The organism is Saprospiraceae bacterium (genome assembly GCA_016710235.1).
GTDB lineage: Bacteria > Bacteroidota > Bacteroidia > Chitinophagales > Saprospiraceae > Vicinibacter.
The window spans coordinates 2,774,923-2,790,216 of record JADJLG010000001.1; the positions used below are offsets into that span (position 1 = coordinate 2,774,923).

The following is a 15,294-nucleotide window of genomic DNA, read 5'->3' on the forward strand; positions in this document are numbered from 1 at the left end:
TAAACATAACCAATATGTTCCAGAAAGTCCTACTTGCATTAATGGTTTTCTTTGTATCCTTACATGGGAGTCTGCATGCACAATGTGTACCGCCAGCCACAGATGAATGTTCTGCGGCAAACGTTTTGTGTTCATTAGATGAAGTGAATGGATATTGTTGCCAAAACACATCCGATATTCATTCAGCCTTATATCCATGTGGTTCAAATTCTCTTTGTAGCAGTGGTGGAGCGCCGCATAACACCAGCTGGTGGGCTTTTGTTACAACTGGCGGAAATGTCACGATTACTATAACATTTAGTAATTGTGTAAATAATCAAGGTGTCCAAATGGGTATCTGGGGAGACTGTAGCTGTGGTGAAGAAATTGCTTGTAACCCTTTTTGCAGTGGCTCTTCAGGATCATTTACAATTTCAGCTTATCTCACACCATGTAAAACATATTATTTGTTTGTAGATGGTTGTAGTGGTGATGTTTGTGACTTTTGTTTATCAACCTCAGGTGGAGGTGCGCCAAATTTATCGCCATTGAGCAATATCATGGGCAAGGATAAGGTATGTGAAGGATTTTGTGGAGAAAGATGGAATGTCAACGATCAGCCTGGCGGTTGTGATCCATATTATGAGTGGACCTGGGATGGAGTCCCTGTAGGAGGCAATGAAAGTGAAGTGACGCTGGATGATGAGTGGGGTCCTGGAACATACACATTATGTGTGACAGCATTTATCGGCAATGAAGACAGAAGCAGTATCTGTGACGAAGAAGGTCCAAAATGTAAGACAATTACAATCCTTCCAAAACCAGAATACAAAGGACCGGATAAGTACATCTGCCTGGAGGATGTGCCATATGATTGGCATGGTACAAGTATTTTTGCGGATGGAGAGTACAAAGTAGAATTTACAGGTGCAAATTGCTGTAAGTATGATTCTATAAGGCAATTTTATATCTTGCCAAAGCCGGATGAACCTAATGTATACTATATCGGTTGCGATCCCGGGGATACATATATAGATCCTACCACCAATAAGCGATTCAGTGGCTGTAATAACTATGCAATAGTGGATTTGCCAAATTCAACATCTCCAAATCGCTGTGATTCTGCGTACCATTTATATACTATCTATCCCCGATTTGCTCCAAGTTTTCAGTTGGAGTGTTTAAATGGAGAGATTTATCTATATTCCAACATCACTGATATTACAGATTATTGTGGAAACAATACAGACGTAAATTACAGCTTTGATTATAAATGGTATAGTAAAAAGAATCCCGCAAGAATAATAGGTCAGGAAGAGAATCTGGATGTGACGAATTTAGGTAAAGACGATTATTGCCTGGAATTGTCTATTCAGGTATCCTATGGAGATGCATCAGAGCTTTGTATCCGCACCTTTTGCGAGACATTGGATGAAAGCAAATTGAAGCCGGGTCCGGTGAATATAGTAGGCGATACTGTGATATGTTTGGGTCATAGTGCACATTACCAAATAGACACGATATTGTCGGATGTGATCTTGTACAACTGGATAGTGATAGGGGGAGTGATCACGACAAAAGATCCATTCAACTCCGCGTCAATTGACGTATTAGGAATGGTGCGCCAGGGAAAGGCACGGTATGTTTCAGTTACCAAAGCAGCTGTGGGGTGAGTCCGGAGACATGCCTGGAAGTAGAATTGTACCCAGCCCCAAATCCAAATGCAGGCCCCAACGACAGTATCTGTTCGTTGATCAATCAATTCAATGCCCGTCAGGATGTTGGAGGATCGTGGAAGCAGATCTGCGGCCCCGGGACGAGTAATTTGAATAGTACAGACCCGAAATCGAACGTAGATGTGAGCCAGTACGGAAAGTACTGTTTTGAGTGGACAGAAACCAGACAGGGCTGTACGACAAAAGATACAGTGGAGTTGTGGTTCAACTCAGATCCGAACAAGGACAAGGAGGTGATCATTTGTGCCGGAGATAATAATGGATATACGTACAATTTCAAGATCACGGGAGGAAGTCCCAAGTATCGGGTACTGAAAGGGAACGGAACCATAGACAGCACGACGAATGTATATACGTCGAAGTATGTGAAGAACCTAGTGGATGATACAGTGATGATATCAGATGCCTTTGGCTGTCAGTTCACGTTTATATTGAATCACGAGTGCAAGTGTACCAATGCGATTGGGAAGGTAAACAGCGTATCAGAAGATCTATGTGAGGACGGAATCTTGCGAATCAATCCGGATATCTATGATCCGAATGGACAGATGCTGGATGCGGAAGATACGGTGATGTTTTTCATTTATACGGACCCATTGAACCCATTGGGCAGCATCGTGAGATATATAAGTGGGAATACGGTGAGTTATGACCCTAGGCTGCAGTACGGACAGCAGTACTATATCGGAGCGATATTGGGAAGGCGAGACAATAAAGGAGGAATAGATCGAGCTGGTGGCTGTTTGCGGGAGAGCTATGGCAAGCCATTTACATTTTACGAATATCCACGGCCTGATGCAGGTCAGGATGATGCAGTGTGTGGTTTGGTGTATGACCTAAGGGGCTTGCGAACGAGCAGCATACCGAACAGTCAGTTGAAGTGGCGAGTGACAGGTGGAGGCGGAGTCGTATTCAGCAATACCGACGTGGAGACACCTACGGTGACAGCACAGGGTGGTTATGGAACGTATAGCTTTGAAATAGAAGAGACAAACAATCAGTGTGTGCGGACGGATGTAGTGAATATCACGTTCAATGCACCACCTGAGATAGACAATATAGAAAAGATCTGTGTGGACAAGAATGTGAATTTTACATATCGTGTGGAAGCGACGATCAAGAGCGGCAAGGGGCCCTATACATTATTGACAGGAGGCGGCAAGTTGGTAGGCAACCTGTATATGTCAGATACATTGGTGAGTTTGGATACCTTTAAGATCCTTGTACAGGATGCGAACGGCTGTGTAAGTGAGCTGGTTGCAGATATCCACAATTGTAATTGCGGAATCATCTCAGCGGGAGATCTGGAGCAGCGCGTGACGCGTGTATGTGAAGACCAATGCGTGACGATTACGGAAGTAAATCCGGATACGATAGTAGCAGGAGAGGATATAAGGATGTATATACTATCCAATTCGCAGACAGACTGGAAAGCTAAAGGGGCGAACACCACGACAGTGTTGTATGATACCTTTTACACTTCGACGGCTCAGATTTGCTTTGATGCGAGTCGTATGAAGACAGAGCAGATCTATTATCTGATCAAGGTAGTGGGCAATGACTTGGATAATAATAATTTGGTGGATGATGATGATGATTGTTTCAGGATAAGTTCGCAACCCTTTGTGTGGACAGCGTATCCATTGGCAGATGCTGGAAAAGCGGATAGTGTGTGGATTGAACTATGTGATGCAAGGCAATCTGACATTGGGTCAAGGCATCTGGCGACAAATCGGGGGTCCGAGTCCTGTTGTGATAACAGATCCACAGCTGGACAATACAGGGATCAATGTAAGCCAGAAGGGTACGTATATGCTGGAGTGGACGGTAGACAATCAAAATTGCGTGAGGAAGGATACGGTACACATCAGTTTTTGGGATTCCCTAACTTTAAGGGTACACCAGTGATTGAGTGTGACAACACAGCGGAGAACTATCGATTTACGATAGGAGTAGAGAATGGGGAGTCGACGACCTGGTCAGTAGAGGCCTATCGCGGAGGGACAGTAGGAGTTGTGATGACGCAGATCCAGAGCGGAGTATACCAATCCGGGTGGATACCCACGGGAAGCAGTGTAGAGCTGTCAGTGAGGATAGACATATCTGTTCTACGGATACGACGAGTCTACAGCACGAGTGTGTGTATTACGGATATAGGAGATTTGGATTTGACACCGATAATATTGTGTGCGGATGGAACAGCGCGAGCGCAGTACGATGGAAGCACAGGGATGAAAGACGGAAATGACGTAGTAAGGTACGTATTGTATGACGGACAGTCGAATGATCCGTTGAATGGGACGATAATCGGGTTCAATGACAATGGAGTGTTTGTATTCGATGGCAGTAAGATGCAATTGGGCAAGACGTATTACATAGCGGTGTTTATGGGCAATGTTGATCCGGTGACAGGAAATGTAAACTATGGAGACAGATGTATCCAGAATACACCCGGAGTACCGGTGACGTGGTATGCGTATCCGGTAGCGGAGATCAAAGGGTCAAAGATATTGAGCTGTAAAGTGAAGAGCATAGATTTGGATGGAAGGGGCTCACTAGCGGGCTCAGCGGGTGGCTTGGATTATACATGGAGTACAATAGACGGCGGCTTTGTAAATCCAGGACAGGTGAATGGAAGTACCGTTGAGATCAATAAGAAAGGCACGTACAGATTGTCGATAAAAGATCAGGTATCAGGTTGTACAAATGAGATCACGTATACGATCTCGGAAGATATCACATTGCCAGTATTGTCAGTAGCGACACCGCAGGAATTGACGTGTGAAATTACACAGGTAGCCTTGGATGCGAGCAAATCAAGTCAGGGAGTGAATTATGAAGTAGAGTGGAAGGGAAGCAGTGTGGTGACGAATGCCAGGAGTTATATAGGGAATGTAAGCAGTCCCGGAAGTTACACAGTAGTGGTGACGAATCTGACGAATGGCTGTGTGGATTCAACGACGGTGCAGGTGAGCCAGGACATCAAAACGCCGAGCGCAAAAATAGTTCAGAAGGGGACCTTGACGTGTAGTGTGGATCAGGTGAAGTTGGATGGGTCCGGCTCACAGGGAGCCAGTGGCCAGGTAAAAGAATACAATTGGCGAGCGTTGAGCGGAAGCATAGTATCTGGTCAAGGCAGTCGGGAGATCACAGTAGGTAAGCCGGGCGGAGAATATGTATTGGAAATCAAGGATGGAAAGAATGGGTGTTTGGATTACGACACGATCCGAGTGTCAGAAGTAGGAAATCCATTGGCATTGATCTCGACGGAGGAAAGAATCCACGATGTTATGGAGAGAAGAATGGGGTTGTGAGCATACTGGAAGTATTGGATTACAACAATCAGGTATTGAGTGGATTGATGTATTCGATCAATGGCGGGCAATATGTCAGTGCGGATGAGTTTCCGAATCTTGGACAGGGAACGTATAAGATAAGCGTAAAAGATGCGAATGGCTGTCTTCGGGATACGACGGTGACATTAGTAGAGCCGAGTCCGATGGGCATAGAAGTAGTGAAGACGATAGTAGTAGATCAGGGGACACGAGTAGATTTGGACAGCATGGTATTGGACGTCTCAGGCGGAACGGAGCCATATAAGTCAAACGAGTGGTACAATACGAGCATAGAGAAAGACTGGACATCGAACAAAGTGTATCCAGCGGATACGTCGTATGAGTTCAGGGTGACGGCAGTTGACGCATCAGGCTGTGAGATCACAGAGCTGGTACGGGTTTTGGTGAAGATCAGCAAAGATGTGGTGGCCGAATGTGATCAGTGCAAACGGGGACAAGATCAACGATTATTTCAATGTATATGGCAAGCGAGTTAGAATAGTGAAGAGTCTGGCGATCTATGACCGCTGGGGTGAGCAAGTATACAAAGCAGAGAATTTGTTGGATGCGAACAAAGGAGGAAGAGAGATAGGCTGGAATGGTAGCTTCCGCGGGGAGTTGGTAATGCCGGGTGTGTATGTGTTTGTCGCCGACATAGAGTTTGAAGGTAGTAGCGGTAGTGAAATCTATAAAGGAGACTTTACTGTGATCCGCTAGGTCAGAGCAAAGAAAGAAAAGAAACAGGAATCAGAAGCCGAGGCATTCGCTTCGGCTTTTGTGTTTGTGGGGGGCAAAGACTAAAACGGAATCAGACTTTTACTTTATTGTTGTAGCTTTATGCCTCAAATAGATTTGATGAGATTTAGACTGCTTATTTTCTGTTTTCTGGCTGTTTTTCAATCATTTTCACAAAAAGCCACGATAAGAGGTCATGTTTATGACAAAAGTAATGGGGAGCCGTTGGCATTTGCGACAGTAGTTGTAAAAGGTCTTAATCAAGGCACCAATACTGCTCAGGATGGATTCTTTTCTATTAGTTCTTTGCCGGGTGGAGACCATATTTTACAGGTCAGCTATCTGGGTTATGATACAGCTGTTTTTGAACTTAGAATTGGACCTAATCAAATTATTAATAAACAAGTTTATCTCATTGAAAGTGGTATAAACCTAGGTGAAATATCTATTTCCGGCAAAAAAGAACAAGCAAGAACCGAGGTTAAAATTTCTACTCTTACAGTTACACCAAAAGAAATAAAAGCTTTACCTGCAACAGGGGGAGAGCCGGATATTGCACAGTATCTTCAAATTATTCCAGGAGTGATATCCACTGGAGATCAAGGTGGTCAAATCTACATCCGGGGTGGTTCTCCGGTTCAAAATAAAATATTGTTGGATGGGATGACTGTTTATAATCCTTTTCATTCTATTGGGATATTTTCTGTTTTTGAGACAGAGGCAATACGAACTGTGGATGTTCTGACAGGCGGCTTTAGTGCCGAATATGGAGGAAGAATTTCAGCTATCGTTGACATGAAAACCAAAGACGGGAACAAATCAAAATTCTCAGGTTTAGTTTCAGGTGGACCATTTATGACCAGAGCATTGTTTGAAGGTCCTTTAAAAAAACTAAATGAAGACAACAGTGGATCTTCAATATCTTATCTGCTAACCGCAAAACATTCTTATATAGACCAAACAAGTAAAACGCTTTACAAATATGCTATAGATGAAGGGAATAATAATCTTCCATTCCAGTTTACAGATTTATATGGTAAAGTATCTCTTTTATCGAGTGCCGGAAGTAATTTTAATATATTTGGATTTTCATTTAATGACAGAGTAAATTATAGCAATCTAGCCGATTTAAATTGGAATGCTGCGGGGTCAGGCGTAAATTTTAAATTGATTCCGGCGAATTCAGACATCATTGTGGGAGGAAACGTAGCATACACGGATTATTTTATTAAGCTGAACGAGTACAATTCTTCACCAAGAGATAGCAGGATCAAAGGTCTCCAATCAAATGTAGATTTTAGTGTGTTTGGAAAGAGATCTGAAGTCAAATACGGAATTGAATTTAATGCTTTCTCCACTGATTTTAATTTTATCAATTTTCTCAAAATTCCATTTAAAGTAAACGCCAATAATACAGAGATTGCTGCTTATTTTAAGTATCGGTTAGCCACCAAGAAGATCGTCTTAGACCCAAGTTTAAGGGTCCAGTATTACGCATCACTTGCCAAAGCTAAATTAGAGCCTAGACTTGGCTTGAAGTATAATATGTTCCCGCATTTTAGATTAAAAGCTGCAGGTGGATATTTTACTCAAAATCTTATGAGTTCTGTAAGTGAGCGAGACATTGTCAACTTGTTTGTAGGTTTCATTACAAGCCCAGATATTATTTCTGCCTGGCATGGAGTGGGCGGATTTGAATACGACTTGGGCGAGAGGTATGAGCTGAATGTTGAAACTTATTATAAATTATTCTCTGATCTTTATAATTTAAATCGCAACAAAAGATTTATTGCAGACCCTGATTATGTCACAGAGAAAGGAGAAGCATATGGACTTGACATACTACTAAAAGCTAAAGGTGTCAGCTGGGGAGTTTGGTTGGGATATTCACTTGGATTTGTCAATCGCGATAATGGACAGCAGGTGTATCCGGCATTATTTGATAGAAGGCACAATTTGAATTTTGTTTTGGATTATAAATTTGGCAGAAAGAAATTGTGGGAAAGCGGCTTAAGATGGAATTTAGGTTCGGGATTTGCGTTTACTAAAATTCAAGGATTTTTGCCGGATAACAAATTGCCAAACGGTATTGATAGTAAGTTTGGCATAGAGAATCCTGAGATCGGTATTTTATATTCGGATAAAATTAATTCTGGAAGACTACCATACTATCATCGCTTAGACTTATCACTCAAGCGAAAAATTATACTTAGTAAAAATGCTGGTATTGACATTACAGCGAGCGTAACCAATGCTTACAATCGAAAGAATATATTTTATTTTAATGTTGTCGAAAATAGGAGAGTGAACCAATTGCCAATACTTCCATCATTGGTAATTACTTTTTACTTTTAATTTCACACGAATTTAATTGCAGATTGATTTCTTGTAAGGTAAATCGGCTCCGTTGCCAAATTTTGCTATTAAGGAAGTTCAAAATATTACAGATTTCTATGTCTGATAAGTGACTGTGTGCTGGCATTTCAACAATGGATGGTCTACTGTTACTATCTATTGTATTGTATATTTTCCCAAATTTTATCCAACACGCTAAGTTGTTTCTGTAATCTGTAGCGAGCTGCTCGGACTGCAATGAAGGGTACAAATTTGCCCAGCCTTCAGCCTGATCTCCATGACAACCTGAACATTGGGTTTTATATAATATTTCCCCTTCTTTATAAGTATTTATTGAAAATCTGCACGAGAGCATACTCAAGCCAGAGAATATCAAAAGAAAAGAGATCCAATACAAGCAAAACTCATTTTTTCCCATGATTTTCCTGGTATTCTTTTAACAATAGTTCAACATCTTTGGCAAATTTTTCCATCTCTTTTGGGTCAGTACCAAGTGCATAAGATCTGATATGTTGTTCACCGTCTACCAATAGTATCCATCCACTATGGTCAAAGCCACCCGCTGCACTTTCATCTTCCATTGCAACACTCATATATCTTTCTGCAATCGCTTTGATTTGCGCATTAGAATTCATACTGAGTAAGTGAAATCTTGGATTTTGTATACCTAATTTACTGGCATAAGACTTAAGTTGCTGAACAGAATCTCTTTTGTAATCAATACTGAAGCATAAATAGATTATGGTTGGATTTGATCCAAATTTTTTCTCCAATTCAACCATTGATCTCATCGTTTTTGGACAGATGGTGGGACAAGAGGTAAAGAAGAAATTGGCTATATGAATTTTATCATTAATGCTGTCTTGGGTTATGACTATGCTGTCCTGATTATACAGTGAAAAATCTGGTGTCCGGGCATGCGTTTTTACACCATTTTCTTCCACTTCAATGCCTATAATAGGTAATTTTTTAGTTTGACATCCCGCAGCAAGCAGAAGAACAAAGAATTGAGCTAAATATTTCATAATCTAATGAACAGGAATATGCGAGCAGAGTTTTAGATCAGTTCATCAATTTTCTCCAAAAGCCATTCTTTAGGGATAGCTCCTGAGTTAGCAACATCTTGTTTGAATTTTTTCAATTTTTCTGTAGTTGCATTCTGCAAATCAAGAAGTGATTTGAAGTATCGAATGAACAACAAGTATGGGTCCTTCCTGTTTTTAGCTAAAGTTTTATTGCGCATTATATAAGTTCTAAAGCTTTCAAGATAAAAGGATAATGTGTCGAACTCCTTCAATTCGTAGTATGAGGTTGATGTAAAAAGCCTTACCCAAAGTGCATAAAATAATTCATCAAATTCAATATTCTGCACTAGTTTTAATACTTTGTTGAATTCTTTTTTGTGCCAATGTAAATTTGCTAAATTAAAGTTAATTACATTCTTTCTAAATTTTTCTTTTACTAATTGGCTATTAGATTTTATAAAATTTTCAACCCATTCAAATTCTTTTAATCTAATAGCCATAGATGCAATATTTTTAAGAGTCCATGGTGTAAGTTCTCCATTTACATAAATGGTTCCTAGCTCGATCGAATGTTTGTATAGTTCAAAAGATTCATTAAGGTATTTATCGTTTCCGTTATTAACTTGGCGAAGAGTATAGTTTAGAGCATAATCAAATATTTCCTTTCCTTCATCCAATGGAAAATGATGTATATGTTTTTGAAGTAAACTCTTTAATTCTAAATAATTTTCTTCATTTGGCTCATCGGTTAAAGTTCTAAAAACCCTAAGATAAATTGCTATTGGTGGTATATTGTTATATTTGTTTTGTTGAGCGCGTATTAATAAATCATCTATATTTTCCACACTAAAGTTTAGCTTGGTCATTTTATTCCAGCTTAGATACGCACATGTATATTTTAGTTTTTCAGAGATATAAAATATTTCCAGATTATCTAGTACTTCGTCAATATTTACTTTTTCGATAATTGTTTTTTGGGCTCTACTTTCTTCAAATCTAAGAAGAGTGTATATATTACGTTCAACATTAAATTTGTGCAAATAAAATAACGATGATTTATTTTGGTATTTTGCCAGAAAAGATCTAGCTTTAGATTGAGTAGAATTAAAAAGACCCTCTATTTGCTTTTGATGGATGCTCATCAAAAGATCATTTGCCTGGGATAATGGTGATTTCAAGTATTGTTCAATGGCCAAAAAACTTTCACCAAGGATTAATAGTTCAGCGCACAAGTTGGTAATTAATTTTTCATTATATTTCTTATCAAAATAGATCCTTTCCCAAATTTCCAACTTCGAATAGTTATGGTTGCTGTTTGATTTTAATTGCTTAATAATTAGTTCATTTAACTTAATAACAGAATTATTTACGTTGAAATAAGGTGATTCCACAAATTTTTTAAAGCGATTTAATTCTATCGTAGATAAGCTGCTCATGAATTCAAAGACTTTTAAATCTGCCAGTAGAGCATGTCCCCGTTGATTCTTAAGTTTTAACTTGTTCATAGATCAAAATTCAGGATTTTCGTTGATTCGCAATAACTTGTCAATTCTTTCAGCATTTGAATTTGTCATATTAAATATTTCACTAATTTATATAGTATTGTTAGCTAACAACTTGTCTAACATATTGAAAATAATGATTATATTAAATAAAAAAATATGAATATAAATGTTTTAAATATGAAAGCTTTTCTTATCTTTGCCTTATGCGTTTAAGTCTACACTTATATATAGTGATTATTCTCTCTATGTTAGGAGTATGTAATGCTTTGTCTGCGCAGGAAAGCCCATATCAGTACAGATTGGTACTGGAGAACACTGAAAAGACAGAAGTCTTGTATCCATGCTATTCTCCCATAATCATAGACCCTGCTGAACATGGGTCTGTAGAACTGGAGGATCTTAATGGTGCAAAATGGGGTGTAAGATATATCCCTGAATCTGGTTTTGTTGGAAAGGATACTGTAGTAGTCGAGTATAAGAATCGGAATGATCGTTCCGGGGTATTCAAGTATGCCTCTTTTATATTTGAATACGTCAGTTCATTTGTTGAAGCCAAGCCTGATTTTATTCAGGTTTATATGAATCAATCCGATATTGAGTTTTATCCACTGCAAAATGACTCCAGCACAGTTTCTGGTTCACAGCCTCTTTATCTGAGCAATGTTAGCCACGTTAATCGCCTTACTGCTGATATTCAAAACGATAGTACAGTCATTTTTACACCTGAAACGGATTATGTTGGATTTGCTTACATCAATTATTTGGTATGTGATGCATATAATGTTTGCAAAAACGGAGTGGTAACCGTTTCAGTGATTGACACGAATAATATCGATTCGGAATTAGATTATCATTTGATTCTTCCTGAAGACAGTAAAACTACTCAAGTTCATGATTTAGTAAACCCTATTATTTCTACTGCAGCGGCTCATGGTGTAGCGGAATGTAGTTCATTGTACTTTTATTATAAGCCGTATTCAGATTTTTTTGGCTTAGATACTGTTGTTATAAGTCAAGGAAATTTAGTCAGGAGATACTTTATTCAAGTGATTGCTCAGGATGAGCCTTCTAATAAACTAGCAAATGATAAGTTCCATACCCCAAGAAATAAAGAAATAGAGTTTAATGTTGCCTTGAATGATGTAGCTGCCATAGTCGATCGATTTGCGATCAGCATCGATCAAGGTCCAACCAAAGGGACTTTGCAAGCCTTGAATAATAAGGGATTGTTTCATTATACTCCACAGGCAAACTATGATGGTATTCAGACATTCAGCTATAAAATTTGCCCGAATGGTATATGTGAACGGGCAACTGTTACATTATTAATAGGTGATTATGAACCTAATACCAATGAAGAATACCAATTTAAAACTTACAAAAATCTTCCTATATTATTGAGTTATTCAGTGCCTGTTAATGCATATAATTTTAGTAGTAGCTTAGATAGAGTGGAGTTTTATCCAGGATGGGATACTGTGACAGTGAGCTATGGTAACAACTCCTGTACTAAAGATATAGCTGGGTATAATATGTTGGTGTATTACCCACCATTAAATACTGTTTTGACAGAATCATTTACCATATCGTATTGTATTGAAGGTACGAATCAGTGTGTGGATGCGGATTGCACTGTTGAAGTAATGCAAGAAACAAAGAATTGCCTAAAGCAATGTGTAGGAGACTGCGTTTGGCCGGGTGATATAAACAATGATGGGGAGGTGGACATGCATGATTTGTTAGTCCTTGGATATAATCTCGGATGTGCCGGAAGTGCCAGACCTTATACGGGGAGCTCATTTCGTTCCCATGCTGCGGACAATTGGGGAATGCAGTTGGCTAATTCTGACGTCAATAGCAAACATGCAGACACAGACGGAAATGGGATTGTAAATTCCAGTGACAGCGTAGCTATTTCGAACAATTATCGCAAAACTCATTCTCTTGTACCGAATCCGGTGTATGAACGTGGGGATTATCCTGTGGACTTTGTGATCTTGAATCCAGACGTTGACTCGGGTGATGTCATATTCATTGAATTCAGACTTGGAGATGATACATATCCTGCATTACGTGCTACAGGGTATTCTTATGAATTAGATTATAATAAAGAGGCGCTCTACGAACCAAGTCTAAGTGTTAGCTTTTATGAGAATGATTGGTTTTCCAATGGGGTGAGTACATTATCAATGTATAAGAAACCATGGGACGGACGGTTAGAATCTGGTGGAGTTAGAGCCAATGCCAATATGATCAGTGGAAAAGGAGGGGTAGAGCTGATTCAAAGTGTAATTGAAGAAGATTTAAATCCATTTGGTAGGGACGGTTTTGACAATGCGTTGATACCTTTTTATTTCAAGAATATTACCATAATGAATGGTGCTGGTGAGCTGGTGCAAGTACCGGATGTTACCGTCTATGCTAAAAGAAAGACCTCGCAGAAAGGAGTTTTGGACGATTCTAAATTGATTGTTCGTCCAAATCCTGCTTCTGATATTCTCAATATTCACTTGAATGGAGATAATGAACTTCAAGCTGTTCAAATTTTAAGTTTGGATGGTCGTTCAATTCTCCAGAATAAATGCACCAATAACAAACATTTTACACAGGATCTTTCCTTGTTAAATAATGGTCTGTATTTGGTTCAGATTCAAACAAAATTTGGACCATTACTCAGACGAATTCAGGTAAGCAAATAATCCCTGTTTTATACATATAACCAGTTCTATTCTGATTATTGTTAGATAAAGTAAGCCGCTATTGCGGCTTACTTTATACATTGTAGGAAATGCCATTAAGACTTGGCTTTATTAGTGTTGTTAGAGTTTTGACTGATCCACCAGAAGCTCTAAAGAATCCTTGTAGTTTTTACCTACAGGTAACAGTTTTGCCTGAGCTTTTTCGATTACTTCAACACCTTGACCAATGATGGAATTGATCTTTTTTAAGTTGACAATATAGGATCGGTGGATTCTTAGGAATAAGCTAGGAGGTAGTTTGTCTTCCAGACTTTTCATGGTTTGAAGAGTAATGACACGTCCTGATTCGGTGCGTATAATCACATAATCCTTCAAACCTTCTATATATAAAATGTCAGAAAAGTTGAGCTTGACAAGTTTTTTATCTGCCTTTACAAATATATAATCCTGAAAACTTGATTCTTTTTCAGGTGCTGCTTGCAGTTTGAGTTTTTCGGTGACTTTATTGATTGCTTTTAAGAACCGTTCAAATGAAATAGGTTTTAAAAGATAATCAATTGCGTTTAAATTAAATCCTTCAACAGCAAATTCAGGATATGCCGTAGTGAAAATAACCAAAGGAGGTGAGCTGAGTTGCTTCAAAAAATCAACTCCTCTGAGTATAGGCATTTCGATATCGAGTAAAAGTAAATCCACCCTTTCGTTTTGCAACATCTCATTCGCTTCCAATGCATTAAAGCATCTGCCAACTAGTTGTATATTTGGCAGTTGAGATATGTAAGTCTCCAATATTTCTCCAGCCAGTGGTTCGTCGTCCACGATTAAAGTCCTGATCATATTATATAGTTTCTTTTGTATTTAATGTCAAATGCACTCGAAATAAATCGGGTTGGTCATCGATTAATAAACTGTGTCGGGAAGGATATAGTATTTGCAGCCTTCGTTTTACATTGCTCAATCCAATTCCTCCCAACCTGTGATTGTGCATACTTCCCGCTACAACACTTTCTTTTGAGTTTTCAATAATGAGCTCCAAAACGTCCTCATGCATTTCAATCATGATATGGATAAAAGCATTTCCTATAGAATTTTTGATTCCGTGCTTAAAGCTATTTTCCACAAATGCAAGTATCATTAAAGGTGCTATTCTTGTTTTAGAAATATCTCCGGTTATTTGGATTGCAATATCTGCATTTTTATTCAATCGGATTTTTTCCAGATCTATGTAGTTTGTGATGTATTTCAAATCACGTTCCAGAGAAACTTTATCCTCATTGCACTCATACAACATGTATCTCATCATATCTGAGAGCTTCAATATAACTTCCGGAGCCATATCAGATTTTTTTAGAGTGAGTGCATATAAATTATTTAATGTGTTGAAAAGAAAATGTGGATTTATTTGGTTTTTCAAAGACTGAAGTTCAGTTTCAATATTTTTTGTCTCCAACTCTTTTTTCTCTGAAAGCATTTTGAACCAATCCAATGGAATTCTGGCTAGAGAGGATAAAGCCGGAATTATAATCAAGGAGATGAACGTTAATTTTGAATCAACGGTCCAACCGAGTAGATTATGATCGAAGCTCAGAGCTAAAATACGATTGACGTACACTTTGAGCGGTGTGGCGACAAAAGCAATTCCAATGATCAGAAATGTATAAATACCAAAGGACTGTTTTAAAAAAAACTGGGGTAATAAGTAGCCCAGATTGATATAAACCAGAGTAAAATAAAAGAGGGTATTAATGAAAGCCCACAGTAAGATGAACTCCCAAGGCCAGCTTGCCAAACTCAAATAACAAAATATAAGAAAGAAAATGAACCAGGCTAGCCCTTGCATCCAAGCCAAGGACCCTGACTTTCTTTGAAAAAGGGCCTGTAAATATTCCATTTCGCATGCAATATAGCTCTGCAACGGCTTCAAA

11 protein-coding genes are annotated in these 15,294 nt (G+C 38.9%); 6 read left to right on the forward strand and 5 right to left on the reverse strand.

Annotation, left to right across the window (positions count from 1 at the left end; genetic code table 11):
- The first annotated feature begins 14 nt into the window (after positions 1 to 14).
- The 5 genes from IPI99_10975 to IPI99_10995 all read left to right on the forward strand — a co-directional run bounded on the left by IPI99_10975 (position 15) and on the right by IPI99_10995 (position 8,140).
- Positions 15 to 1,652, forward strand: a complete 1,638-nt coding sequence (locus tag IPI99_10975; GenBank protein ID MBK7341040.1) for a hypothetical protein — start codon at positions 15 to 17, stop codon at positions 1,650 to 1,652.
- A complete protein-coding gene (locus IPI99_10980; GenBank protein ID MBK7341041.1) occupies positions 1,649 to 5,029 on the forward strand; it encodes a hypothetical protein in 3,381 nt (1,126 codons plus the stop codon). The genes IPI99_10975 and IPI99_10980 overlap by 4 nt, the downstream gene beginning before the upstream one ends.
- On the forward strand, positions 5,026 to 5,547 hold the full coding sequence (locus IPI99_10985; GenBank protein ID MBK7341042.1) for a hypothetical protein: 522 nt from the start codon (positions 5,026 to 5,028) through the stop codon (positions 5,545 to 5,547). The genes IPI99_10980 and IPI99_10985 overlap by 4 nt, the downstream gene beginning before the upstream one ends.
- A complete protein-coding gene (locus tag IPI99_10990; protein ID MBK7341043.1) occupies positions 5,471 to 5,767 on the forward strand; it encodes a gliding motility-associated C-terminal domain-containing protein in 297 nt (98 codons plus the stop codon). Before IPI99_10985 ends, IPI99_10990 begins: the two co-directional genes overlap by 77 nt.
- A gap of 120 nt (positions 5,768 to 5,887) precedes the next feature.
- Positions 5,888 to 8,140, forward strand: a complete 2,253-nt coding sequence (locus tag IPI99_10995; protein ID MBK7341044.1) for a TonB-dependent receptor — start codon at positions 5,888 to 5,890, stop codon at positions 8,138 to 8,140.
- Here the strand turns inward: IPI99_10995 and IPI99_11000 are convergent.
- The 3 genes from IPI99_11000 to IPI99_11010 are packed head-to-tail and all read right to left on the reverse strand — an operon-like array spanning position 8,124 to position 10,670.
- The gene (locus tag IPI99_11000; protein ID MBK7341045.1) at positions 8,124 to 8,537 is read right to left on the reverse strand and encodes a c-type cytochrome; all 414 of its coding nucleotides are present in this window, start codon (positions 8,535 to 8,537) and stop codon (positions 8,124 to 8,126) included. The genes IPI99_10995 and IPI99_11000 overlap by 17 nt on opposite strands.
- 7 nt (positions 8,538 to 8,544) lie before the next feature.
- Positions 8,545 to 9,165, reverse strand: coding sequence for an SCO family protein (locus IPI99_11005; GenBank protein ID MBK7341046.1), 621 nt, complete (start codon positions 9,163 to 9,165; stop codon positions 8,545 to 8,547).
- A 32-nt stretch (positions 9,166 to 9,197) separates the two neighbouring features.
- On the reverse strand, positions 9,198 to 10,670 hold the full coding sequence (locus tag IPI99_11010; GenBank protein ID MBK7341047.1) for a hypothetical protein: 1,473 nt from the start codon (positions 10,668 to 10,670) through the stop codon (positions 9,198 to 9,200).
- Positions 10,671 to 10,915: 245 nt separating this feature from the next.
- Here IPI99_11010 and IPI99_11015 point away from each other — a divergent pair, with 245 nt between their 5' ends.
- Complete coding sequence (locus IPI99_11015; GenBank protein ID MBK7341048.1) at positions 10,916 to 13,369, forward strand: T9SS type A sorting domain-containing protein; 2,454 nt, start codon at positions 10,916 to 10,918, stop codon at positions 13,367 to 13,369.
- 120 nt (positions 13,370 to 13,489) lie between these two features.
- Here IPI99_11015 and IPI99_11020 read toward each other — a convergent pair whose 3' ends face one another.
- Complete coding sequence (locus IPI99_11020; GenBank protein MBK7341049.1) at positions 13,490 to 14,206, reverse strand: response regulator transcription factor; 717 nt, start codon at positions 14,204 to 14,206, stop codon at positions 13,490 to 13,492.
- 1 nt (position 14,207) lies between these two features.
- Positions 14,208 to 15,260 (reverse strand): sensor histidine kinase, encoded by a 1,053-nt coding sequence (locus IPI99_11025; protein ID MBK7341050.1) that lies wholly within the window; start codon positions 15,258 to 15,260, stop codon positions 14,208 to 14,210.
- Positions 15,261 to 15,294 lie beyond the last annotated feature (34 nt).

What these genes read in the sequence shown, in the direction of transcription:
- IPI99_11020 (MBK7341049.1), bottom strand. Translation starts at nt 14,206, where the DNA reads ATGATCAGGACTTTAATCGTGGACGACGAACCACTGGCTGGAGAAATA.
- IPI99_11025 (MBK7341050.1), bottom strand. Translation starts at nt 15,260, where the DNA reads ATGGAATATTTACAGGCCCTTTTTCAAAGAAAGTCAGGGTCCTTGGCT.
- IPI99_11015 (MBK7341048.1), top strand. Translation starts at nt 10,916, where the DNA reads ATGTTAGGAGTATGTAATGCTTTGTCTGCGCAGGAAAGCCCATATCAG.
- IPI99_11010 (MBK7341047.1), bottom strand. Translation starts at nt 10,670, where the DNA reads ATGAACAAGTTAAAACTTAAGAATCAACGGGGACATGCTCTACTGGCA.
- IPI99_10990 (MBK7341043.1), top strand. Translation starts at nt 5,471, where the DNA reads ATGTGGTGGCCGAATGTGATCAGTGCAAACGGGGACAAGATCAACGAT.
- IPI99_10995 (MBK7341044.1), top strand. Translation starts at nt 5,888, where the DNA reads ATGCCTCAAATAGATTTGATGAGATTTAGACTGCTTATTTTCTGTTTT.
- IPI99_11005 (MBK7341046.1), bottom strand. Translation starts at nt 9,165, where the DNA reads ATGAAATATTTAGCTCAATTCTTTGTTCTTCTGCTTGCTGCGGGATGT.
- IPI99_10975 (MBK7341040.1), top strand. Translation starts at nt 15, where the DNA reads ATGTTCCAGAAAGTCCTACTTGCATTAATGGTTTTCTTTGTATCCTTA.